Source organism: Xanthomonas sp. BRIP62411 (assembly GCF_003993525.1).
Taxonomy (GTDB): domain Bacteria; phylum Pseudomonadota; class Gammaproteobacteria; order Xanthomonadales; family Xanthomonadaceae; genus Xanthomonas; species Xanthomonas euroxanthea.
In genome coordinates, this window is the sequence record NZ_QEZI01000006.1 from 1 (window position 1) to 22,928 (window position 22,928).

Genomic DNA, 22,928 nt, shown 5'->3' on the forward strand with positions numbered 1-22,928 from the left:
CAGGACTGAGGGTTTCTTTTTGTCCAAAATCCGCAACGTAACCGCCAAAGACACCGCACAAGGACGCACGCTGACCAGCGGATCCGCATCCGCAGGCTCGACGCTCAGGCTGAGCCAGGTACTGGTGCCAGGGCTCGCGCCTGGCGCTTGTGTTGAAGCAGGACGCGCTAGCAAGGCCGAAAGGTCTGAATGTCACCGCAGAACCCGGACCGGCAAGGCGCAATCGGAGCAGGGCACCGATACCAGGACACGTACTTGACGCTGGGGAGCCGACTTCCTGGTACTGCAGCGGCACCTACCTTGCCCTGATGATCGCAAAGCTGGATTTACCGCGTTTGGCCACCATATTGATCCGCTCCGGCGTGCCGCCGGCCTGGTCGATTGGAGTTGTGCATGCCCGAGCTGCCCGAAGTCGAAACCACCTTGCGTGGGCTGGCACCGCATCTGGTCGGCCAACGCATCCACGGCGTCATCCTGCGGCGGCCCGATCTGCGCTGGCCCATCCCTGAGCAGATCGAACGTCTGCTGCCCGGCGCGACCATCACCGACGTGCGTCGCCGGGCCAAGTACCTGTTGATCGATACCGATGCCGGCGGCAGCGCGCTGCTGCATCTTGGAATGTCCGGAAGCCTGCGCGTGTTACCCGGCGATACGCCGCCGCGGGCGCATGATCATGTGGATATCAGCCTGCAGAATGGCCGTATCCTGCGCTTCAACGATCCGCGCCGGTTTGGTTGCCTGTTGTGGCAGGGCGATGCGCACGTGCACGATCTGCTGGCGGCACTTGGCCCGGAGCCATTATCGGATGCATTTACTGGCGATTATCTGCATGCACTGGCGAGTGGCCGGCGCGCGGCAGTGAAAACCTTTCTGATGGATCAGGCGGTCGTCGTCGGCGTGGGAAACATCTACGCGGCAGAAAGCCTGCATCGCGCCGGAATCAGCCCATTACGCGAAGCGGGCAAAGTGTCATTGGACCGTTACCGGCGCCTGGCCACGGCAGTGAAAGACATCCTCGGCTACGCCATCCAGCGCGGCGGGACCACGCTGCGCGATTTCATCAGCCCGGACGGGGCGCCCGGTTACTTCGAGCAGGAACTCACGGTGTATGGGCGCGAGGGTGAAGCCTGCAAGCAGTGTGGACGTTTGCTGAAACACGCCACGATCGGGCAACGCGCGACGGTGTGGTGCAGCAGTTGCCAGCGTTGAACGCCGGCCAGCTGACCCTCGTTGATCGAAACACCAGCCTCCAGCTCTGGATCAGTTACGACCGCTGGCCAGTAGCCCTCGGATAACAGCAAACAGCGCGCTTGGAGCAGCAGCGGCCGATTGCTTGATGGTGCGTTGCCGTGCATCGCGCCACAATCGTGACGTCCCGTGATTGGAGTCGTCCATGCCTGCCTCACTGCGCTACTTAATGCCGATCATGCTTGTGGGTGCATCAGCGTTGCCGCTGGCAACAGGCGCATACGCGGATGAGCTTGCGTCCAGCACCAAACCTGGAGTTGAGCGCATCCAGTTGCACAACGGAGTTGTTGAACTCAGTGCTACGCCCGCGTTCGGTGGGCGCGTGCTGTCCTTCAATTTGCGTGGACACCCCAACGTGTTGAAGACCGGCGAGGCGGTTGATCAGCAGCCCGCGCCAGAAGTGTCCGCGACTGCAGGCGATATCCCGTATCTCGGCCACGATGTGTGGGTGGGGCCGCAGAGTCAGTGGTGGGTGCATCAACAGGTCAACCTCACACGTAAGGCCGCCACCGCGGTTTGGCCGCCGGATCCGTATCTGTCGCTGGCAACCACACGTGCAGTCACCCGTAGTGGCGATGAACTGATGTTGGAGGGGGGGCCCAGTCCGGTCACCGGCGTGCAGCTCCGCAAGCGCGTCGCGCTTTCATCCACGCGCGCCGATACCGTGGAGGTGGAGGCCACTGCACGCAATATCCGCAAGGATCCGATCAGTTGGGACCTGTGGTTCAACACGCGGGTTGCGGCGGGCACGCGCGTGTTCGTGCCGGTTGCCGAGGCGGCAGACATTCGCCTGCAACCACCGACCGAGCCTGGCACGGTTGCGCCCACGTATCGGCATCACGGTGGTGTGTTTGCGTTGCGCGCCGATGCACGAAAGGACGGGCTGATTCAGCGCGGCAAGGTGTTGCTGCAACCTTCGGCGGGCTGGATGGCGGGCTTTGCCGGTGATCAGGTCCTGGTGATCCGCTTTGCGCATCAGCCGCTGGCGGCGATCCATCCGGAACAGGGGCAGGTGGAGTTGTATCTGGATGCGCCGCCGCAGCATCCCGAGCGCGGGCTGCTGGAAATGGAAGTGCACGCGCCGTATCGGCAGCTGGCCCCGGGTGCGCACATGCAGGCGAACGAGCAATGGACGTTGCTGCGTTATTCCGGGCCGGACGCGCAGCAGGCGCAACAACAGTTCCTGTGCAGCAAGGCGCAGGAGCTGCAGCTGATCAATGCCTGCGCGCCTTCGTCTGCGGGGCCCTGACCTGCGCATTACCTCCGTGCCGCGCTGTGGCTATGATGTCGGCCATTCCCTGATCAGATCGATGCGCATGCAACGACGCCATTTCCTGAAGAATGCCGCTGCCGCATTGGCCGCGCTCGGTCTGCCGGCGCTGCCGCAGTGGGCGCTGGCGGCCAAGGCCGTTGGCCTGCGGCGCTTGGGGCAACCGCAGCCGTTCGACTATGCCTGGCTCAAGGGGCAGGCGCGTGCGTTGGCCACGGCGCCCTACAAGAGCCATAAGCAGCTGCTTCCCGGGCCGCTGGAAGCATTGAACTGGGATCAATACCAGTCGATCCGCTACCGCCAGGATCACGCGCTATGGGCCGACGGCAACGGCAAGTTCCAGGCGAAGTTCTTTCACCTGGGGCTGTATTTCCATACCCCCGTGCACATCTACGACATCGTCGATGGCAAGGCGCAGCAACTGGCCTACGACCCGGCGGCGTTCGATTACGGCAGCAGTGGCCTGGGCGGCAAGCAGTTGCCCAAGGACCTGGGCTTTGCGGGCTTCCGTCTCAATACACGCAAGGACACCGACCGCGATTTCTCCGCCTTCCTGGGCGCGAGCTATTTCCGCGCAGTCGGCAAGGAAGGCCAGTACGGGCAGTCGGCACGCGGGCTGGCGATCGACACCGGCACCGGCGGACCGGAGGAGTTCCCGGACTTCATCGCCTACTACCTGGAGCAGCCGGCAGACGATTCGAACACCGTGGTGGTGTACGGGCTACTGGACTCGCCCAGCGTTGCCGGTGCGTATCGCTTCGCCATCACCAATGGCGAGGTGCTGGTGATGGAAATCGACAGCGCGCTCTACCCGCGCAAGACCATCGAGCGGCTGGGCATCGGCCCGTGCACCAGCATGTATCAGGTCGGCGAAAACGATAACCGCATGGATTGGGACTGGCGCCCGGAGATCCACGATACCGATGGCTTGGCAATGTGGACCGGCGGCGGCGAATGGATCTGGCGGCCGTTGTGCAACCCGCCGCAGCTGCGCTTCAACATGTTCGTCGATGAGAATCCGCGCGGGTTTGGCCTGTTGCAGCGCGATCGCAACTTCGACCATTACCAGGACGATGGCGTGTTCTACGAGAAACGCCCTTGCCTGTGGGTGGAACCGAAGAGCGGCTGGGGCAAGGGCTCGGTACAGCTGGTCGAGATCCCGACCGTGGACGAGACCTTCGACAACATCGTGGCGTTCTGGAATCCACAGGACAAGCCGCAGCCGGGCCAGGAATTGCTGATGGGGTACCGGCTGTACTGGGGCGCGCATCCGCCGGCCAGCTCGCCGCTGGCGCATTGCGTGGCCACGCGCACCGGCCTGGGCGGCATCGTCGGGCAAAAGCGCAGCCATTTCTCGTGGCGGTTTGCGGTGGATTTTGCCGGCGGCGAACTGGCTGCGTTGACCAAGGACCCGAACGCCAAGGTCGAGGCCATCCTCCAGGTCTCGCGCGGGAGCACCGAAATCGTGTCGGCGCGTCCGCTGCATGAGCTCAAGGGCTATCGGGCGATGTTCGACCTGGTGCCGCCGGATGACAGCACCCGGCAGATCGATATCCGGCTGTTCCTGCGCGCCAACGGCAAGCCGCTGACCGAAACCTGGCTGTACCAGTGGACGCCGCCGCCGCCGAGCGAGCGCAAGATCTACTAGCGCAAGGCCACGCGCGGCCGGCAGCCAGCGCGGTCCTTGCGCCAACGGCGCATCGAGATCGCGCCGGGCCGGGGAGCCGGCACGCTGCTGTTGCCACCACGCGCACGCCGAAGCGGTGCGCGACCGCGGGTCTGCTAGGCCTGGTTCGTTTTGGCGACAAGCTGCATGCGTCCACGCGGACGCATGCACGCCAGTTCCACCCGGAAGCAGGTGCCGTCCTTGCCGCTGATGATGCGCAGCTCGCCTTGATGGGCACGGGCGATCTGCGCGGCCATGTGCAGGCCCAGATCGACTTCGGGCAAGGGGCGCCCGCCGGTGTGCACGTGGGTGGAGGCGTGCAGCACGTCGAGCCGGCGCGGGTCGATACCGTCCAGATTGCAGACCTCGATGCGCAGTCGGCCCTGCTCGGTCACCGCGATCGCCTTGATCAGCGAGCTCTGTTGCCCCTGCACCACGGCGTTGATCATCAGGCTGCCGAACATCTGCGCCAGGCGCACCGCATCGCCATGCACCGGTTCGTCGATGGCCACGTGCGTGGACAGCACCTGGTTCGGATACGCGGCGCGGGTTTCGTCGACGACCTGCGATAGCGCATCGAGCAGATCGCTGCCGTTGCCGTAGTCCAGCTGCAGCCAGTCGCGCTCGATGCCGCGTGCGAAATCGCTGGCAAAGTCGATCAGCTCTTCCATGCGCCGCAGGCTGCGCTGCATCGACCGGATCGCGCCACCCTGGCGCTGGTTGAGCGAGTCGATCGCCAGCATGTCCACCACCGCATGCATGGACTGCAGCGGGTTGCGCAGGTCGTGGCCAAGGATGCCGATGAACTCTTCGCGCAGCCGGGCCGAGGCGCCGACACGCCCCAGTTCGCTGCGCGCGCGCAGCGATTCCTGCGCGCTCTCTTCGGCGCGTTGTTCGGCCTGGATCTGCGCTGCCAGCAGTTGCGCCAGCAGTTCGACCTTTTCCACCAACGGTGCGTCCATGACGCGCGGCAACGGGTCCAGCGCACACAAGGTGCCGAACACGCTGCCATCGTCGAACTTGATCGGCACCGAAACATAGCTTTCGAAGCCGTACAGCCGCGGCGTAGGGTGGTCGCGGAAGACCGGGTGCTCGGAGGCATGGCCGAACCACAACGCGTTGCCCTGGGTGCGCACGCTGTCGCAGAAGGTGGTGACCAGCGGCAGCTCGTCGCCGGGCGCCAGACCGAACGCCAGGTCGTCGCGCACCTGGCAGGTGATCCAGCGCGTATCGGTCACGCGCGCGACGGCGGCGAACCCCATGCCGGTCAGACGGGTGAGAACGGTCAGGACATCGGGCACCGACGATAGCCGGCCAACACGCGCGATATCGGCGCGTAACTCGGGAGGAAGCGGACCCATGTATTGCCTCCCGACAAGTGGATGGTCGCCAGTTTACAGGACTGCGGTTGCGCCTGGTTGCGCGCGGATCGCTGCAACGGCCCCGCAACGATACGCCTGTTGATGTGTAGCGAAGATGCAGTGGCGACCGCATGCCTGCAAGGGTTTAGCTACGCATCACAAGCGCATACCAGGCAGCGCGCCAAGAGCATCCGGCTGAATTCTTCAGCTGCCGCCCCGCCGGGGTTAGCCGTCCGCTGGCACGTAAATACCGGGCCGATAATGCCGAATCATCCGGGAGCTGGAGGATCGCGAGCGCGCATCAGGTCCATCGGGCGGGATCGGGTAACGGCCGCCGTGTGTCGCTGCAGTTGCGCGTATTCAATGCGTCGCCAGGTGCGAAACGACGTTGGCACGCCATGCCACCCGCGTCGGTGGCATGTCGATGGCCGGTCTAAGGAAGATCGGCGTTGCCAGCCGCGGGCAACCCGTCCAGCGTCGCGCTGCCCTTCCAACAGGGCGTGGGCGTTATGCGCCCGCCGGTGGCAGCGGCAATGCGATCTGCAACGGGTCGATGCGCCCTTCGCCACGCATGATCTTCTTGAACTCGGCGCGGCTGACCGACACGTAGCGCTCGTTGCCGCCGATCTCCACCTGCGGGCCGTCCTGCACCGCGTGCCCTTGCGCATCCACGCGCACGGTCATGGTGGCCTTGCTGCCGCTGTGGCAGATGGTCTTGATCTCCTCCAGCTCGTCGGCCCAGGCCAGCAGGAACTGGCTGCCCTCGAACAGCTCGCCGCGGAAGTCGGTGCGCAACCCGTAGCACAGCACCGGAATGCGCAGGCGGTCGACCACCTCGCTCAACTGCCAGACCTGGCCGCGATTGAGGAACTGCGCCTCGTCCACCAGCACGCAGTGCAGCGCGCCTTCGGCCTGGATGTCGCGCTCGATCAGCTGCTGCAACTCGGTGTTGCGATCGAAGGTGCGCCCATCCGCGCGCAGCCCGATCCGCGAGGCCACCACGCCGCTGCCGGCGCGGTGATCGAGCTTGGGCGTGAGGATCAGGGTGCGCATGCCGCGTTCGCGGTAGTTGTGCGCGGACTGCAGCAAGGTGGTGGTCTTGCCGGCATTCATTGCCGAGTAGTAGAAGTAGAGCTTGGCCATCGGTGGATTTTACCGGGCCGGGCGGCCGGCGGTGACAGCCATCTGCATGAACCGGCGGCGCAGGCCTGCCCGACGCGGCGCCGGTACAATGGCCCGCTCTGTTGGAAGTCTCTATGCACGGTCTCAATCCCCCGCAAAGCGCCGCAGTGCTGCACTGCGAAGGTCCCCTGTTGGTGCTGGCCGGCGCCGGCAGCGGCAAGACGCGCGTGATCGTGGAGAAGATCGCGCACCTGATCGCCACCGGCCGCTATCCGGCCAAGCGCATCGCCGCGATCACCTTCACCAACAAGTCGGCCAAGGAAATGCGCGAGCGTGTGGCCAAGCGCATCCGTGGCGATGGCGCCGATGGCCTGACCATCTGCACCTTCCACGCGCTGGGGTTGAAGTTCCTGCAGATCGAACACGCCGCTGCCGGCTTGAAGCGCGGCTTTTCGATCTTCGATTCCGACGATGCCGCCGCCCAGATCAAGGACCTGATGCACGGCGCCAAGCCGGATGCGATCGAGGATGCCAAGAACCTGATCTCGCGCGCCAAGAACGCCGGCCTGTCTCCCGAACAGGCGATGGCGGCAGCGCGCAGCAATCGCGAAAAGGAAGCCGCCAGCCTGTACGAGCTTTATCAGGCGCGGCTGACCACCTTCAACGCGGTGGACTTCGACGACCTGATCCGCCTGCCGGTGCAGATCCTGGAGGCCAACGAAGAGATCGTACTGGGCTGGCGCGAGCGCATCGGCTATCTGCTGGTGGACGAGTGCCAGGACACCAACGATGCGCAGTACCGGTTGCTGAAAATGCTGGCCGGGCCACGCGGCAACTTCACCTGCGTGGGCGACGACGACCAGAGCATCTACGCCTGGCGTGGCGCCAATCCGGAAAACCTGCAGCAGATGGGGCGCGATTATCCGGCGCTGGAAATCATCAAGCTGGAACAGAACTACCGCTGCTCCAACCGCGTGTTGCGTGCGGCCAATGCCTTGATCGCGCACAACCCGCACGAACACCTGAAGACGCTATGGAGCGACCAGGCCGATGGCGAGCGCATCCGCGTGTGGGAATGCCGCGACAGCGAGCACGAAGCGGAAAAGGTCGCCGCCGAGATCTCGTTCCTGGGGACCGCCAAGCAGGTGCCGTGGAGCGATTTCTGCATCCTGTTCCGCGGCAATTTTCAATCGCGGCCTCTGGAAAAGGCGCTGCAGCTGCTGCGCGTGCCGTATCACCTGACCGGTGGCACCGCGTTTCTGGAGCGGCAGGAAGTCAAGGACGTGCTGTCGTGGCTGCGGCTGATCGTCAATCCCGACGATGACGCCGCGTTTCTGCGCGCCGTGCAGTCGCCCAAGCGTGAGGTCGGGGCGACCTCGCTGGCGCGGTTGGCCGAGCTTGCCAGTGCGAAGTCGGTACCGATGTCGCGCGCGGCCGAGTCGATGGGCGCGCTGCAGCACCTGCCGCCGCGTGCGGCCAATGGCCTGAGTGCGTTCACCGATATCCTGCGCGATATGCGCGAGCATTCGGCCACGCTGCCGGCGGGAGAACTGGTGCGCATGCTGGCCGAAAAATCCGGCCTGCTCAACGACCTGCGCAACCAGTCCAAGGACGACACCGGCTTCCAGCGCCGCAAGCGCAATCTGGACGAGCTGGCCGAGTGGTTCGAAGGCGGCCCGCGTGGTGCCAGTGCCAGCGACCTGGCCGCGCAGCTGGCGCTGTTGTCGCGCAACGACAAGGACGACGGCGGCAACCAGGTGCGCATGATGACCATGCACGCGTCCAAGGGGCTGGAATTCCGTTATGTGTTCATCGTCGGCTGCGAAGACGGCGTGCTGCCGCATGAAGTGAGCCTGGAAGAAGGCAACCTGCAGGAAGAACGCCGGCTGCTGTATGTGGGCATCACCCGTGCCAAGGAGCAGCTGTGGATGAGCCACAGCAAGTTGACGCGCAAGTTCGGCGAGCATGTGCGGCTCAAGCCCAGCCGCTTCTTCGACGAGATTCCGGCCGAAGAATTGCAGCGCGATGGCGCCGACCCGGTGGCCGATGCCGAGCGCAAGAAGGAGCGTGCCAGCGCGGGCCTGGCGGCGATCCAGGCGTTGTTCGACTAGCGGTTGTTGCGCACTCTACGCAGGCTTGCCAGCGACACGTCTGCACGGCAGGCTGGGCTGCCCTGATGCCGGAGTGCGCCGTGACCGTCGTGATCGAAACCCCGCGTTTGCGCCTGCGCACGCTCGACCCCGAGCGCGATGCCGATGCGGTGCTGGCATTGGTCAACGACCCCGGTTTCATCGCCAGCATCAACGACCGCGGTGTGCGGACCCGCGAGCAGGCGCGTGATCATCTGCGCGAGTGGGCGCAGGCGCACCAGCAACGCTACGGCTTTGCGCACTGGGCGGTGGAGACGCGCGCCGAAGGCGCCTTTGCCGGCACATTGGGCTTGTTGTGCCGCGATACCTTGCCGGTGCCGCATATCGGCTTTGCACTGCTGCCCGAACATCGCGGCAAGGGGTTTGTGAGCGAAGCCGGGCGCGCGGTGCTGGCGCATGCGCGCGATGTGCTGGGGTTGTCGCAGCTGTGCGCGATCGTGTCGCCAGGCAATGTCGATTCGATCCGCGCGCTGGAAAAACTCGGGCTGCAGCGGCAAGGCCTGCGCGTGTTGAGCCAGGAGGCCGATCCGGTGCTGTATTACACGATCGAGCTGGGCTCCGCCGACATGGACAGCCGGGCAGGCCTGCGGCACCCTGGCGGCGACGCTCACCGCTGAACGCGGCCGGCACAACGTAACGAGCAGTCGTCAGCGCAGCCTGGACGGCGCGGAAGAACTCCGGTGCACACCTGGCACAGGAGACTGCGCGCACCGACCGCAGCTGCCTGGCGATGAGCGCCGTCGTGGTGTCCGTCGCCCCAACCAGGACACTTGCATGCCATTGCTGGTCAACGCCTATTCCACGCTGCGCGAGCCGATGTGGCCGGATTTCCTGCCGCGCGCCGCCGTGCAGCACCGCGACCACGCCGATCCGGAACTGGCCAATCATCTGCACGGTTTTGTCGGCTACGTGAACCAGGCCGGCGACGGCCAGATGACCCAGCCGCGCTATCACCTGATGCGGCATGTGCAACGGGTACGCCAGCACTTCACGTTCGAGGTCGACGATGCGGCGTTCGGGGAATTGGCGCAGTGGGCCGAGCAAGCCAATGCGGTGTGTTTCCTGGCCGACGGCAGCGTACGCGATCCGCACGGGCGGGTGCTCATCAGCCAGGGCGAGCCGGCGATCGATGCGCAGGCGCAGGTGCCGTATCCGCCGGATGCCTTGCAGCGGCGTGCGCAGCAACTTGCGCAGCTGACCGCGCAAGGCATCCGCGTGCCACCCGGCCTGCCGCCGGTGCCTGGCGAGGCCGAAGCGCGGGTGCGCGATGCTGCGACGGTGACGCAGCGCATGCTGGGCTTGTTTGCGGTGGCCTTGCGCGCGGAGATGCTGGCCGCCGGCGATACGCCGCCCGCGTTGGAAGAGATGGACGCCCGCCTGCCCGGCGTGGCGGCGGCACTGTCGCCGCAGGAGCGCGCCTTTTTTGCCCAACCCGCGCCGGAGCCGCAGCAGCTCGCCAACTTCGGCTGGCGCTACGAGAGCCTGGCCGTGCTGCAATGGGCCCTGGGGCTGGCCGAGGCGCTGCCGGAGCCAACCGACCTGTGCGATGTGCCCCTGGCTGCCCAGCGCGCGCTGGAGCATGCCGACGCGGCGACGCGGCCGTCGCTGACGCTACGGCCGGTGCCCGAACTGCTGGATGCGCTGGACCGGCACTTGCGCCTGCACTGGGCAGTGCGCCAGGCCGGCCAGAGCGAGCAACCGCCACCGGCCGGCATCGTGCCGGGCGTGGTCTACGAGCGGCACTACGCCCTCAACTGGCTGCTGCACTTCGAAGACGCCGACTGGGACGAGGTGGATACGCCGACGTAAGCGGGGCCGGGGCGCAACCTGCGCCACCACCGCCTGGCAGGGCCCCTCGTCCGGTAGCCGGGCCGGTCGGTGCGTGCATTGCGATCGGCGTGGGCGGCGACGTGCAGCGGGCATCTCCAGGCGCAGACCGTCGCGCTCAGGCGCCCGCCGCCTCCAGGCGCGCCTGCACCGCGGCCAGCGCCTCCTGCAGCTCGGCGACGGTGGCTTCCAGTGTTTGCACGCGCGCGTCCAGCTCGCTGTTGTCGGCGTTGCTGCGAGGGCCTGGCGCAGCGCGCGCGGCCGCAGCCTGCAACGCCTCCACATCCAGCTCGCCACTGAGCAGATGCGCATAACGCTCTTCGCGCTGGCCGCTGGCGCGCGGCAGTTGCACGGCCAGGCCGCGCTGGATCAGCCGGTCCAGATGGTGGCGCACGTCGTCGGCATCGTTGAAGCGCGTCAGCCGCTCGCTGCGCGCGAACAGCTCGCCCAGCGTCTGCGGGCCGCGCAGCAGCAACAGACCGATCAGGGCGACCTGCTGGCGGGTCAGGTCCAGCACGCTGCCCAGCCGGTGCTCGTAGCGCTCGGCGCGCGAGGAGAACTGCTGGCGCACCAACCCCAGGGTCTCGAGTTGACGCAGGGCGTGATGCACCACGCCGGTCTGCAGGTTCAGCACCGGCTCGCGTGCGGTCTTCTGGTTGGCGGCCACCTGCGCGGCGTTGACCGTGAGCGGATACGCATCCGGCGTGGTCGCCTCCTTTTCGATCAGGCAGCCGAGCACGCGGGCCTGGGCGGTATCGAGGACGGGCGGGGAAGGTGCATCTGTCATGGGGGCGACTCCGGGGCAATCAGCGCACAAGGATATGCCGTTCCTGCATCGGCGTTCTTCAGGCCACGATCCCGCCGGCGATGCCGGCACCGGCAGCGGAAGCGGAAGCGAAGAGGCGGTCAGGTGCGGAGGCGGTCGGTTGCCCGCAGCGTGCGCAGGCGCATGCAGCACTCGCGCATCGCCATGAACCCTGCGATCGCGATGTCTTCTTCCATGCGCCTGCGGCACTGCCATCAGCGGGAGCGGGCGGTGCGGCGCGAACCCGCTAAAATCGCGGTCTTCATTGCCGCTCCTGTTCTGGTGGATGCCATGCGCCCCTCGCTTTACGCACCCTTGTCCCTGCTCGCCTGCACCGCGCTGGCCCTGAGCGCCTGCAAGCCCGCTGACAAGGAGCTGGCCCAGCGCGCGCAGGACGCCGCCGTGTCCGCCAATGCGGCCGCCAGCGCCGCCGCCAAGACCACCCCGCAGCCCGCAGCCGCCAGCGCACCGGCCGGCGACGACAACCTCAATGCGGTGCTGTGGATGCAGCGCTCGGAGGAGTACCGCGCGGTGGCCGAGCAGACCTATCGCGCTGCTGCCGACAAGCTGGACGCTGCGCTGAAGCAGCCCAACTGGGATGCGCTGGTGCTCGAGGAGCGCGGCAATGCCGCCAGCGGGCTGAAGCCGGCGGTGGTGCTGGACGTGGACGAAACGGTGCTGGACAACTCGCCCTACCAGGCGCGCCTGCTGCGCGACGGCAAGGAATACGACGAGCTGAGCTGGGACCAGTGGGTGGCGGAGAAGAAGGCCACCGCGATCCCGGGCGTGGTGGACTTCGCCAAGGCCGCCAACGCGCGCGGCATCACCCTGATCTACATCTCCAACCGCGCGGTGCACCTCAAGGACGCCACGCTGGCCAACCTGCGCAGCGTCGGGCTGCCGGTGGCCGACGACAGCGTGTTTCTGGGCCTGGGCACGGTGGTCAAGGGCTGCGAGCAGAACGGCAGCGAGAAGAACTGCCGGCGCCAGCTGGCCGGGCAGACGTACCGCGTGCTGATGCAGTTCGGCGACCAGCTCGGCGACTTCGTGCAGGTCACCGCCAACACCGGCCAGGCGCGGGGCGCATTGCTGCAGCAGTACCACGACTGGTTCGGCGAGCGCTGGTGGATGCTGCCCAACCCCAGTTACGGCGGCTGGGAGCCGGCGCAGTTCAACAACGACTACGGCCAGCCCTGGCAGCAGCGCCACGACGCCAAGCGCGCCGCGCTGGAGGTGGCCCGATGAGCCGCGCACCGCTGCCGCTGGCCGCGCATGAACGGCTGATCTTCGCGCTGGATGTGCCCGGCCACGACGAGGCGATCGCCTGGGTCGACCGCCTGGGCGAGTCGGTGTCCTTCTACAAGATCGGCATGGAACTGCTGGCCTCCGGCGAGTACTTCCAGGTGCTCGACGCCCTGGCCAGGCGCAACAAGCGCGTGTTCGTGGACCTGAAGTTCTTCGACATCCCCGCCACCGTGGCCGGCACCATCCGCCGCCTGGCGCAGTGGCCGGTGAGCTATTGCACCGTGCACGGCTGGCACGCCGGCATGCTGCAGGCCGCCGCCGAGGCCAACCACGGCGACATGCGCCTGCTGGCGGTGACCGTGCTGACCTCGATGGGGCGGCCGGACCTGGCCGCGATGGGCATCGACCGCGAGCCGGTGGAGGTGGTGGTGGAGCGCGCGCTGGCCGCACAGGCGGCCGGCATCGACGGGGTGATCGCCTCCGGCCAGGAAGCCGGCCCGATCCGCAGCGCCACCGGCGCCGGGTTTTCGATCGTCTGCCCCGGCATCCGCCCCGGCGGCCCGGTCGGCGACGACCAGCAACGCACCGTGGGCGTGGCGCAGGCCTTCGACGATGGCGCCGATGCCATCGTGGTCGGCCGCCCGATCCGCCTGGCCACCGATCCGGCCGCCGCGGCGGCTGCGATCCAGGCCGAGATTCAAGCGGCGGTGGCGCAGCGCTGACGGAGCCTCCGGCGCGCGCCGGCCATGTCTACGCAAGCAAAATCAATAAGTTAAATCGATAGAATTAAAGTGTTGCTTTAACGTTAAAGCCTGCGTACGATGCCCCTCGTCCGATGTCAGTCGGAAGCTGTGCCACTCATTGTCCACCGGGCTTGTCCCGGTTTTCGAAGGGATCGGGCCTTGTGCCCGATCCTTTTTTTTGCCTGCCGATCGGTGCATGTGGCGATTGCGCCTGCCGTGGCGTCGCTCAGCGCGGCGCAGCCGCCTTGCAGTAGCGATCGATGAACTGCTGGTGGGTGGGCATGACATCCACGCAGTGGCCGATGGTCTGCGCCACGCTGGCCAGGAAGCGTTCGGCGTCGTGATCGGGCACCTGGTCCACCAGCGGGTGGTAACCCTGCGGCAGGATGCCCTGGCCCACCATCACCTGCACCCAGCTGATCTCGGCAAACATCTCCTCGGCATTGCGGTAGAAGCGCCCGCTGTCGCGGAACAGGTCCAGCGTGGTCTGCAGCTCCGGGGTGATCGGCATCGTGCGGCAGTGCCGCCAGAACGCGCTGTCGTCGCGCTCGGTGGCGTGGTAGTGCAGCACCAAAAAATCGCGGATGCGGTCGAACTCGAACGCCAGCCGGTCGTTGTAGCGCTGCACCAGCACCGGGCTGATGCCCTCGCGCGGAAACAGCTCCAGCAGCCGCGAAATGCCGGCCTGGATCAGATGGATGCTGGTCGATTCCAGCGGTTCCAGGAAGCCGCTGGCCAGGCCCAGCGCGACCACATTGCGGTTCCAGAACTGCTTGCGCCGGCCGGTGGTGAAGCGCAGCGGGCGCGGGTCGGCCAGCGGCGTGCCCTCCAGGTTGGCGAGCAGGGTGGCGGCGGCTTCGTCGTCGCTGATGTGCGCGCTGGAATACACATAGCCGTTGCCGGTGCGGTGCTGCAGCGGAATGCGCCACTGCCAGCCGGCCGCGCGCGCGGTGGAGCGCGTGTACGGCGTGGGCGGGCCGACGTTTTCGCTCGGCACCGCCAGCGCACGATCGCACGGCAGCCAATGGGTGAAGTCGTGGTAGCCGGTGTGCAAGGCTTCTTCGATCAACAGCCCGCGGAAGCCCGAGCAGTCGATGAACAAATCGCCGCTGACGACCTGCCCGGAGGCCAGCTGCAGCGATTGCACGTGGCCGGTGTCCGCATGCAGCTGCACCTGTTCGACCAGGCCCTCGATGCGGGTGACGCCGCGCTGTTCGGAGTAGGTGCGCAAGAAGCGCGCGTACTGCGTGGCATCGAAGTGGTACGCGTAGGCGATGTTGGCCAGCGGCGAATTGGCCGGCACATCGCCGGCCGAGGTCATGAACTTGCCGCGCACCGCGGCCACGGTGTTGAGCGTGTAGGCGCCCAGCGGCTGCGCCTTGCCGCGCGCGCGCTGCTTGATCCAGTACTGGTGGAACGGCAGCAGCCCGAGCGGGTGCCCGATCTGGGTGCCGAAGCCATGGATGTACGACGTGCCGGGGCGCTGCCAGTCGACGAACTCGATGCCGAGCTTGAAGCTGCCCTGGGTCTGGCGCACGAACTCGGCCTCGTCGATGCCGAGCAGATTGTTGAAGGCCTTGATGTGCGGCACGGTGGCCTCGCCAACGCCAACGGTGCCGAGCTGTTCGGATTCGATCAGCTGCACCTTGAAGCCGGGGCCAAGCACGCGCGCGAAGGCCGCGGCCGCCATCCAGCCGGCCGTGCCGCCGCCGACGATGACGATGTTGCGGAGTGGAGCGGGGAGCATGCGGCGTTCGATCCTGTACAAGAGTGGAAACCGCCAACAAGCGAACGGGGCCAGCTGGCCCCGTCCGGATCATCTGCCTGCACAGCGCAGACAGATGGCGTTGGGCTGCATCAGAACTTGGCGCCCACTTCCAGCACGACACTGCGGGGCACATAGCTGATTTCGCCGTTGTCGACCACGGTGATGTCAGGCTGCAGGCGTCCGTTGCTGCCGAAGCTGTTGTACTGGTACTGGGTGAAGTTCTTGAAGTTGAAGGCGTTGAGCACGTTGATGCGTGCGTTGAGCTTGAAGTCGCCCACCACCGTGAACTCCTTGTTGGCCTGCAGGTCCACGGTGCGGTAGCCCCAGATCTTGCCACCCAGCAGGAACTTGCCATTGCCCGGCGGGGTCACGCCCACGGCCTGGCAGGTGCCGCCATCGGGATCGGTAAACCCGTAGCAGGCGATCGTGTTGATCGGCTCGGGCGTGGCCAGCACCAACTTGGCGCCGAAGGTCACTCCCCACGGGCCATCGATCGAGCCGGACGCGACGAAGCGATGCGCCGACACGGCATCGGACTTCACGAACGGGTAGTCGCGAATGGTGGCCTTGTCGAACGCGAACGGCTCGTCGATGGTGCGGTTCTGGCGCGCGCTGGTGTGGGTGTAGGACAGGTTCAAGCCCCAGCCCGATTCCTTGGTGTAGGGCTTTTCGGCCGACAGCAACACCTGGCTGCTGCGCTGCTCCAGGCCGTTGTAGCCCAGGATCGTATTGCGGTAGCCCGGCACCGGCTCGCCCCAGGGCACGCTGCCGGTGGCGTCGAAGTACGCACCATCCGGGTAGCGGTTGACCAGGCTCATCACCAGGCCGTCATAGGCCAACACGCGCTGGAAGGTCACGTCGGTCAACCAGTCGCCCACCTGGTTGCTGATACCGATGCTGTACTGGTCGCTGTACGGGGTCTTGAGCTTGTTCTTGAACATGAAAAGCTCGGAGCTGTCACTGGTGCCATCGATCGTATTGAGCTGATCGATGCCGGTGAAATATGCCGGGTTCCACGCCGTGCACGCACGGTCGTCGCGGAAGCAGCTTTGCCCGCTGGCAGCATCGCTGAAGTACACCACCACCGGTGACAGCGCCGCCTTGACCGATTCCAGTGCGAGCTGCTCGAACAGGTTGCGATCGTAGGAGCGACCGGCGCCGCCATGCAGCACCGCGCTCTCGTCGCCGAAGAAGTCATACGAGAAGCCGAAGCGCGGTGCCCAGGCGTCCTTGAAATTCTTGCGGTTGTTGCCGGTGCTGATGTAATCGGCCACGTTGATGCCGCTGGGCAGCAGACGGTTGGCCCACGGTTGACCCGGGTTGTCGGGGTCGTCCGAATACAGCGCATTGATGAACGGCTGTGAGGTCACGAAGTCGGTGTAGGCCGGGGTGTCCTCATAGTCGTAGCGCACGCCGATGTTGAGCATCAGCTTGTCGTTCACTGCCCAGTCGTCCTGCAGGTAGATGCCGTACTGCTTGGACGGTGATTCCACCACCGGCACCTGACCGGGATTGTCGAACGCACGGATATAGCGCACCTGGAAGGGAACCGGTGCAACACCGTTCTGACCGACTTCATAGCTGAACTGCGGGTTGAGCGAACTGGACTCGCGCGACGTCAGCTTGATGTCGCGATAGGTCACACCGGTCTTGATGGTGTGCTCGCCATGCCACTGCAGTGCGTTGAAGGTCAGATCGTTCTGGAACGACCAGCCCTTCTGGCTACGTAGCTTGAAGTCTTCGCCGCTGGCGGCGCCGGTGTTGAGGAAGACCCACTGGCGCGGATCGGCCTGCGTCCGGTCGATGTAGGTATAGATGGAGCCGTTGCCGATGCCGCGCGGTGTCGGCACGTTGCGCGAATCCTCGGTGGTGAGGATGGCTTCGTTGAACCAGCTGTCGGCGCTGTGCTGCCAACGCAGGCTGGTGCGCTTGTCCTTGTTGATCTTGTCCACTGCGCGGACGGGCGCGTTCTGGCCGCCGACGTTGCTGACCTGGGTTTCGTCGCGGTACTGCGTGGCCAGCTCGATGCGGTCGTTATCGGTCGGCTCGAAGTCGATCTTGCCGAAGTACAGGTCTTCGGTGAACGGCATGTTGGACGCGCCGTACTGGTCGCGCAGATTGGACGGCAGCAGGCCGACGAACGGCGCCGCTTCGGCGCTTGGCTGCACGCTCTTGGGCGCCACGTTGTCCTTGCCTTCGTAGGCGAAGAAGAAATGCATGCGGTCCTGGATCAGCGGGCCGCCGATCGCAACGCCGTATTCCTTGGTCTGCGAGTCCACCTTTCCATCTTCTTCGTCCGGGCGCTTCTCACGCAGATCCTGATTGGTGAAGCGATAAAACGCCTCGCCATGGAACTCGTTGGTGCCGGACTTGGTGGCCGCGGTGATCGCCGCGCCACTGATCTGGCCGTATTCGGCCTTGTAGTTGGAGGTGATCACCTTGTACTCGCCGATGGCGAGCTGGGGGAACGGATTGCCCTGGGTCTCGTCCTGCCCGGCAATACCGCCACCGGAGACATAGCTCTTCTGGCTCACGCCGTCGATGTACAGGTTGCTGGAACTGGCGTTGGACGCACCGCCACGCAACTTGGTGTTGCCGTCCTGGTCGATGGTGAACACCATGCCCGGCACGGTGTCGGCGAACTCCAGGAAGTTGCGCGTGGCCTGCGGCAGCTGCTGGATCTGCCGCAGCGAAACCGTATTACCCACCTCCGATGTCTTGACGTCGCGGATCATCGGCGCGCTGACCGTCACCGTGTCCAGCGTGGTCGCATCGCCGGCCGGCGCTGCCGCTGCCTCGGTGCCGAGATCGACGGTGGCGCTGGAGGCCACCGACAGGGTCACCGTGCGGCTGACGCCGTTGGATTCGACGGTGTAGGTGCCCGGTTGCAGGCCGACGATGGTGTAGTTGCCGTTCGCATTGACCGGTGCACGTCGCACCGAGCCGGTGGCGACATTGGTGACGACGACCTCGCTGCCGCTCTGCGCGGAAGCGACCTGGCCGCGCAAGGTGGCGTTGCTGGACTGTGCCATGGCCGGGGTGGTGGCGAACAACGAGGCAGCCAGGGCGCAGCACAACAGGCTGCGTGCCGGCAGGGTGGAGACGGTGCGGTGAGTCTTCATGACTTTCCCCCTCCCAGGGGTAAAGCGCGAACCAGTGAAGTGACTGGCGCGTCGAGGTTGGTGCTTGGTGTGGATGGAACGGGTACAGCGGCAACAGACAGCAGGGACGGCAAACACAACAAAAAACGATCGCCGATGGGAGCGTGCTGGCTGCAGCATCGCGCGCATCGCGCGCCGCGCCACAGCAACACACCGCAATCGGGACGATGCAACAAGCCTGCAGGCGGCCCCTCCCCATTGCCGTGGGGCCGATGCAGCTTAGGCAGCGGGGGTGGCACCGGCGGCGGGACGCCGGATGCCGCCAACGCCGCCGTTACCAGATGATGCGTGCGCTCATGAACAAGGTCCGTGGCGGGGTGGACATCGCGCCGTACTGGTTGATGCTCACGCGCGGGTCGTACACGCCGGCACTGCCCCAGTCGATGCTGTACTGATCGTAGTTGCGGAAGTTCAGCGCATTGATCAGGTCGCCGCGCACCTGCACGGTGACCGCGTCGGTGATATGCATGTCCTTGGACAACGACAGGTCCAGCTGGCGGGTGCCGAAGATGTCGCCGCCGGCGATGAACTTGCCGCCGGGCGCATCCACCGACACCACGCGGATATTGTCCGAACTGGGGCCGCCGTACTGGTCGTAGGAGATCGCCTCGTTGCGTGGCGGCACCGTGGCCAGGGTCAGCTTGGCCGAGCCGCTGATGCCCCAGAACAGGTCGTAGATGCCGGTCAGTACCAGGCGGTGGCGCGGTACTGCATTGAGGTCCAGGAACGGGTAGTCGGCGATGGTGGCCGCATCGAAGCCGTAGCGATCGTCGTTGCCGCGATTGCCGCGTGCACGCGAGAAGGTATACGCCGCGGTCAGGCCCCAGCCGCTTTCCTGCGTATAGGCCTTGTCCGCCGACAGCAGCAGCTGGCCGGTCTTGGTCTCCACACCGTTGTTGCCGATGATCAGGTTGCCGAAGCCCTGGGGCCGCTGCTCGAACGCCTGGGCGCCGTTCTGGAAGAAATCGCCGTTGGCGTAGCGGTTGCCCAGGGTGAAGATGAAGCCGTCCTTGCTGTGGATATAGGACAGCGTGGCGGAGGTGTTCCACTCGCCCAGCTGGGTACGCAGACCCAATGAATACTGGTCCGCGTACGGCGTCTTCAGATCGTTGTTGAGCAGGTTGATCTCGCCGTTGCGCACGCGCGCATCGACCAGGTTGCCCAGGCTGTCGGGGTTGCTCACATACGCCGGATCGAACGCGGTGCAGGTGCCCGGCGCCGGGACGCAGTCGGTGGGTCCGGCAAAGCGGATCGTGTACTGCGCCAGCGCGGATTTGATCTGCTCCAGGCCCATCACGTCGAACAGGTTGCGGTCGTAGCTGCGGCCGGCACCGCCGAACAGCACCAGCGACTCGTCGCCGCGGAAGTCGTAGGAAAAGCCCAGGCGCGGTGCGAAGTTGTTGTTGTCCTGCTTGCGATTGCGGCCGTTGCTGATGTAGTCGTTGATATTCACCCCGCCCTTGGCCAGCTGCTCGGCGTAGGTGGCGCTCACCGCCGGATCGGTGCCGGGGCCGTTCAAGGCCGCTACCACTTCCGGCGGGGTCACGTTGTCCAGGTACGAGGGGATCTTTTCGCCATCCCAGCGCACGCCGAGGTTCAACTGCAGCTTGTCGTTGACGTCCCAATCGTCCTGGATGTACAGGCCCAGCTGCTTGCTGGTGGTGGTCACCGACGGTGCGGCGCCGGCGAACGGCAGGTTGAAGCGCACCTGGTAGGGAACGGCCGAGGTGCCGACGCCATCGTCCACTGCGTAATAGAACGACGGATTGGCTGCCGAGTTCTCGCTCTGGGTCAGCTCCACTTCCTTGTACTTCACGCCCATCTTGATGACGTGGTTGCCGTGCCACTCGAGGTTATTGAAGGTCAGGTCGTTCTGGAAGCTGGGACCCTTCTGGCCCTTGCGCTGGATCGCCAGGCCGCTGGTGGCGCCGTCGTTGAGCAGCACGTCGTCTTCGGCGATGCCGCGCGTGTACACGGTCTGGCTGCCCAAGGTATAGGCGGTGGGATTGAACAGCACGTCCTCGTAGGACACACGCGCTTCGTTGACGTAGCGCTCGCCGTAATGCTGCCAGCGCAGGTCGAAGCGTTTTTCGGTATTGAGGTTGATCTTGGAGGCGATCGCGGTGGTCTGGCCGCCAACGCTGTCGCGGCTTTCCTCGTCGCGATACTTGCCGGTGAGTTCCAGACGGTCGTTTTCGCCGATGTCCCAGTCGACCTTGCCGAAGTACAGGTCTTCGTTGAACGGGCGGGTCACCGAGCCCAGCCGGCCCTGCACGCCGGCCGGCAGGTCGTCGCTGAGCGCGCTGAAGCGGTCGGGTACGGCCACCGGATCGGCCGAGACCTCGAAGCCCTTGCCTTCGTAGCTGAAGAAGAAGTGCGCCTTGTCCTGCACGATCGGCCCGCTCAGCGCGAAGCCGTATTCGTCCTGGTGGGTCTTGCGCTTGCTGCCGTCGGCGTTGGGCGCGCCGGCGCGCTCGTCGGGCTGGCGCGCGCGGAAATCGGTGTTGCTGGTGCGCCCGAAGATCTCGCCGTGGAATTCGTTGCCGCCGGACTTGGTCGAGGCCACGATCGCCGCCGAACCGACCTGGTCGAACTCGGCCTTGTAGTTGGAGGTGATGACCTTGTACTCGCCGATGGCCAGCTGCGGGAACGGATTGCCCGCGCTCTGCTCCTGCCCGGACACGCCGCCGAACAGGTAGCTCTTCTGGCCGACGCCGTCGATGTAGACGTTCACCGCCGAGCTGCCCTGCGCGCCGCCGCGGATCTGGCTGTTGCCGTTGGAGTTGGTCTCGAACTGCATGCCCGGCACGGTGTCGGCGAACTCCAAGAAGTTGCGCGTCAGCTGCGGCACGGTGCTGATCTGCTTCAGCGACACGTTGGTGCCCACTTCGGACGTCTTGACCTCCTGCAGCGTGGTGGCGGTGACCTGCACCGCATCCAGCGTGGTGGCATCGCCGGCAGGCGCCGCCGCCGCGCCGCCGCCCAGGTTCAAGGTGACCGACGAGGCCACCGACAGGGTCACGGTCTGTTCGCTGCCGGGGCCGGCGTCCACCTTGTAGGTGCCCGGAGGCAGGCCGACCAGCGCGTAGCTGCCGTCGGCGCCGGTGGGCACGCGCCGGACGGCGCCGCTGGCGACATTGGTCGCGGTCACGGTGGTGCCGGCCTGCGCCGAAGCGACCTGGCCGCGCAAGGTGGCGTTGCTGGACTGGGCCATGGCCGGAGTGCTGGCCAGCAACGAGGCGGCAAGGGCGCAGCACAACAGGCTGCGCGCCGGCAGGGTGGAGACAGTGCGGTAATGCTTCATGACTTTCCCCCTCCCAGGGGTAAAGCGCGAACCAGCGAAGTGGCTGGCGCGTCGGTACGGCGTAAAGCGGGACAGCTGGCAACAACGGCAGGGACTGCAAGCAACACACGTTCGGCAAGGCGCGGTGGCGCGTCTCAGGTGGGAGGCGCCGCACGCGGCGCGCTGGATGCGCGCACGATCAGTTCGGGCACCATCTCCGAGAACGCCGGCGGTGCGGCGTCGGGGGGCGGTGCAGGCGCATCGGCCAGTTGCTGGCCCAGCAGCAACTGCAATGCGCGTGCGCCCAGCCCGGCGATATCCACCCGCATGGTGGTCAGTGCCGGCAGCACGTAGCGCGCCATCGGCACGTCGTCGAAGCCGGCCAGCGCGATGTCCTGCGGCACCTTCAGCCCGGCATGGCCAAGCGCGAACAGGCAGCCCAGCGCCATCATGTCGTTGGCCGCGAACACCGCATCCGGGCGGGTGTCCTGCGCCAGCGTCTGGCCGGCGCGGTAGCCGGACTCTTCGTCGAAGTTGCCCGGCAGCACCCACGGCTGCGCGTCGGCATCCAGCGCCAGCTCGTCGCGGTAGCCGCGCAGACGCTCGTGCGCATCGAAGTTGTCGGCCGGCCCGGCGATGAAGGCGATGCGGCGATGGCCGCTGTCGCGCAGATGCCGCGTCATCATCCGCGCGCCGCCGTAGTTGTCCACGTTGAGCACCGGGCGCTGGCTGGCGGTGCCGGCGCAGTTGAGCAGCACCGCGGGCAGGCCGCCGGGCAGGGCATCCTCGTGCACGCCGGAGTCGCCCAGCGAGGGCGACATCACCACCACCCCGTCCACGCGCCCGGGCAGGCGTTCCAGCGCCTTGCGCTGCGCCTGCGGGTCGCCGTGCGAGCTGGACACCAGCAGGTGGTAGCCCTGCTCGCGCGCCACCTGGTCGATGCCGCGGATCAATTCGGAAAAGAATTCGCCATGCAGGTCCGGCAGCACCACCCCGATGGTGTGGGTGCGCCGGCTGCTGAGGCTGCGCGCGGCGTGATGCGGGATGTAATGCAGCGCACGGGCCACCTGCAGCACGCGTTCGCGCACCGATTCGGCCACGTGCTGATGTCCGTTCATGGTGCGCGAGACCGTTGCCACCGACACCTGCGCTTCGCGCGCGACGTCCTTGATGGTGACGCTGCCGCCTTCGGAGCGTGGCCGACTCATGGCAAAACCTCCAGGACAACGCGGTTGCCGGCGCGCGCCGGGTAGGGGCGCACGGTCCGCTGGCGCAGAAC

Annotated in this window: 15 protein-coding genes and 1 other RNA gene; 8 read left to right on the top strand and 8 right to left on the bottom strand. The window is 66.3% G+C overall.

Annotation, left to right across the window (positions count from 1 at the left end):
• Positions 1-393 precede the first annotated feature (393 nt).
• The 3 genes from mutM (at position 394) to EO139_RS03040 (ending at position 4,166) form a co-directional block, all read left to right on the top strand.
• Positions 394-1,209 carry a bifunctional DNA-formamidopyrimidine glycosylase/DNA-(apurinic or apyrimidinic site) lyase gene (gene mutM, locus EO139_RS03030; protein WP_126969267.1) on the top strand — a complete coding sequence of 272 codons (816 nt, stop codon included), beginning with the start codon at positions 394-396 and terminating at the stop codon, positions 1,207-1,209.
• Between the two features lie 184 nt (positions 1,210-1,393).
• Positions 1,394-2,497 carry a DUF4380 domain-containing protein gene (locus EO139_RS03035; RefSeq protein WP_126969268.1) on the top strand — a complete coding sequence of 368 codons (1,104 nt, stop codon included), beginning with the start codon at positions 1,394-1,396 and terminating at the stop codon, positions 2,495-2,497.
• A gap of 67 nt (positions 2,498-2,564) precedes the next feature.
• Positions 2,565-4,166, top strand: a complete 1,602-nt coding sequence (locus EO139_RS03040; RefSeq protein WP_104649900.1) for a glucan biosynthesis protein D — start codon at positions 2,565-2,567, stop codon at positions 4,164-4,166.
• A gap of 134 nt (positions 4,167-4,300) precedes the next feature.
• Here EO139_RS03040 and EO139_RS03045 read toward each other — a convergent pair whose 3' ends face one another.
• Positions 4,301-5,545: a GAF domain-containing sensor histidine kinase gene (locus EO139_RS03045; RefSeq protein WP_104586277.1), complete on the bottom strand. Its 1,245-nt coding sequence runs from the start codon at positions 5,543-5,545 to the stop codon at positions 4,301-4,303.
• 507 nt (positions 5,546-6,052) lie between these two features.
• On the bottom strand, positions 6,053-6,688 hold the full coding sequence (locus EO139_RS03050; RefSeq protein ID WP_016904282.1) for a thymidine kinase: 636 nt from the start codon (positions 6,686-6,688) through the stop codon (positions 6,053-6,055).
• A 113-nt stretch (positions 6,689-6,801) separates the two neighbouring features.
• Here EO139_RS03050 and EO139_RS03055 point away from each other — a divergent pair, with 113 nt between their 5' ends.
• Entirely contained in the window at positions 6,802-8,778 is a 1,977-nt protein-coding gene (locus tag EO139_RS03055) for a UvrD-helicase domain-containing protein (RefSeq protein ID WP_126947251.1), read from the top strand.
• 65 nt (positions 8,779-8,843) lie between these two features.
• On the top strand, positions 8,844-9,434 hold the full coding sequence (locus tag EO139_RS03060; protein ID WP_126969269.1) for a GNAT family N-acetyltransferase: 591 nt from the start codon (positions 8,844-8,846) through the stop codon (positions 9,432-9,434).
• A gap of 4 nt (positions 9,435-9,438) precedes the next feature.
• Here the strand turns inward: EO139_RS03060 and EO139_RS03065 are convergent.
• Positions 9,439-9,514, bottom strand: a non-coding RNA gene (locus tag EO139_RS03065) — sX9 sRNA.
• 77 nt (positions 9,515-9,591) lie between these two features.
• Here EO139_RS03065 and EO139_RS03070 point away from each other — a divergent pair.
• The gene (locus EO139_RS03070) at positions 9,592-10,626 is read left to right on the top strand and encodes a DUF4272 domain-containing protein (RefSeq protein WP_126969270.1); all 1,035 of its coding nucleotides are present in this window, start codon (positions 9,592-9,594) and stop codon (positions 10,624-10,626) included.
• 136 nt (positions 10,627-10,762) lie between these two features.
• Here EO139_RS03070 and EO139_RS03075 read toward each other — a convergent pair whose 3' ends face one another.
• On the bottom strand, positions 10,763-11,431 hold the full coding sequence (locus EO139_RS03075) for a DUF480 domain-containing protein (RefSeq protein ID WP_104649835.1): 669 nt from the start codon (positions 11,429-11,431) through the stop codon (positions 10,763-10,765).
• 300 nt (positions 11,432-11,731) lie between these two features.
• Between EO139_RS03075 and EO139_RS03080 the strand changes: the two genes are divergently transcribed.
• Entirely contained in the window at positions 11,732-12,694 is a 963-nt protein-coding gene (locus EO139_RS03080; RefSeq protein WP_126969314.1) for a 5'-nucleotidase, lipoprotein e(P4) family, read from the top strand.
• Complete coding sequence (pyrF, locus tag EO139_RS03085) at positions 12,691-13,416, top strand: orotidine-5'-phosphate decarboxylase (RefSeq protein WP_126969271.1); 726 nt, start codon at positions 12,691-12,693, stop codon at positions 13,414-13,416. Before EO139_RS03080 ends, pyrF begins: the two co-directional genes overlap by 4 nt.
• Before the next feature lie 247 nt (positions 13,417-13,663).
• Here pyrF and EO139_RS03090 read toward each other — a convergent pair whose 3' ends face one another.
• From EO139_RS03090 to EO139_RS03105, 4 genes are all read right to left on the bottom strand, one after another.
• A complete protein-coding gene (locus EO139_RS03090; RefSeq protein WP_126969272.1) occupies positions 13,664-15,184 on the bottom strand; it encodes a tryptophan halogenase family protein in 1,521 nt (506 codons plus the stop codon).
• A gap of 110 nt (positions 15,185-15,294) precedes the next feature.
• Entirely contained in the window at positions 15,295-18,327 is a 3,033-nt protein-coding gene (locus EO139_RS03095; protein ID WP_115678155.1) for a TonB-dependent receptor, read from the bottom strand.
• A 313-nt stretch (positions 18,328-18,640) separates the two neighbouring features.
• Positions 18,641-21,670 carry a TonB-dependent receptor gene (locus EO139_RS03100; protein ID WP_126969273.1) on the bottom strand — a complete coding sequence of 1,010 codons (3,030 nt, stop codon included), beginning with the start codon at positions 21,668-21,670 and terminating at the stop codon, positions 18,641-18,643.
• Positions 21,671-21,804: 134 nt separating this feature from the next.
• Complete coding sequence (locus EO139_RS03105) at positions 21,805-22,857, bottom strand: LacI family DNA-binding transcriptional regulator (protein ID WP_119129925.1); 1,053 nt, start codon at positions 22,855-22,857, stop codon at positions 21,805-21,807.
• Positions 22,858-22,928: the final 71 nt, after the last annotated feature.

What these genes read in the sequence shown, in the direction of transcription:
- mutM (WP_126969267.1), top strand. Translation starts at nt 394, where the DNA reads ATGCCCGAGCTGCCCGAAGTCGAAACCACCTTGCGTGGGCTGGCACCG.
- EO139_RS03035 (WP_126969268.1), top strand. Translation starts at nt 1,394, where the DNA reads ATGCCTGCCTCACTGCGCTACTTAATGCCGATCATGCTTGTGGGTGCA.
- EO139_RS03040 (WP_104649900.1), top strand. Translation starts at nt 2,565, where the DNA reads ATGCAACGACGCCATTTCCTGAAGAATGCCGCTGCCGCATTGGCCGCG.
- EO139_RS03045 (WP_104586277.1), bottom strand. Translation starts at nt 5,545, where the DNA reads ATGGGTCCGCTTCCTCCCGAGTTACGCGCCGATATCGCGCGTGTTGGC.
- EO139_RS03050 (WP_016904282.1), bottom strand. Translation starts at nt 6,688, where the DNA reads ATGGCCAAGCTCTACTTCTACTACTCGGCAATGAATGCCGGCAAGACC.
- EO139_RS03055 (WP_126947251.1), top strand. Translation starts at nt 6,802, where the DNA reads ATGCACGGTCTCAATCCCCCGCAAAGCGCCGCAGTGCTGCACTGCGAA.
- EO139_RS03060 (WP_126969269.1), top strand. Translation starts at nt 8,844, where the DNA reads ATGCCGGAGTGCGCCGTGACCGTCGTGATCGAAACCCCGCGTTTGCGC.
- EO139_RS03070 (WP_126969270.1), top strand. Translation starts at nt 9,592, where the DNA reads ATGCCATTGCTGGTCAACGCCTATTCCACGCTGCGCGAGCCGATGTGG.
- EO139_RS03075 (WP_104649835.1), bottom strand. Translation starts at nt 11,431, where the DNA reads ATGACAGATGCACCTTCCCCGCCCGTCCTCGATACCGCCCAGGCCCGC.
- pyrF (WP_126969271.1), top strand. Translation starts at nt 12,691, where the DNA reads ATGAGCCGCGCACCGCTGCCGCTGGCCGCGCATGAACGGCTGATCTTC.
- EO139_RS03090 (WP_126969272.1), bottom strand. Translation starts at nt 15,184, where the DNA reads ATGCTCCCCGCTCCACTCCGCAACATCGTCATCGTCGGCGGCGGCACG.
- EO139_RS03095 (WP_115678155.1), bottom strand. Translation starts at nt 18,327, where the DNA reads ATGAAGACTCACCGCACCGTCTCCACCCTGCCGGCACGCAGCCTGTTG.
- EO139_RS03100 (WP_126969273.1), bottom strand. Translation starts at nt 21,670, where the DNA reads ATGAAGCATTACCGCACTGTCTCCACCCTGCCGGCGCGCAGCCTGTTG.
- EO139_RS03105 (WP_119129925.1), bottom strand. Translation starts at nt 22,857, where the DNA reads ATGAGTCGGCCACGCTCCGAAGGCGGCAGCGTCACCATCAAGGACGTC.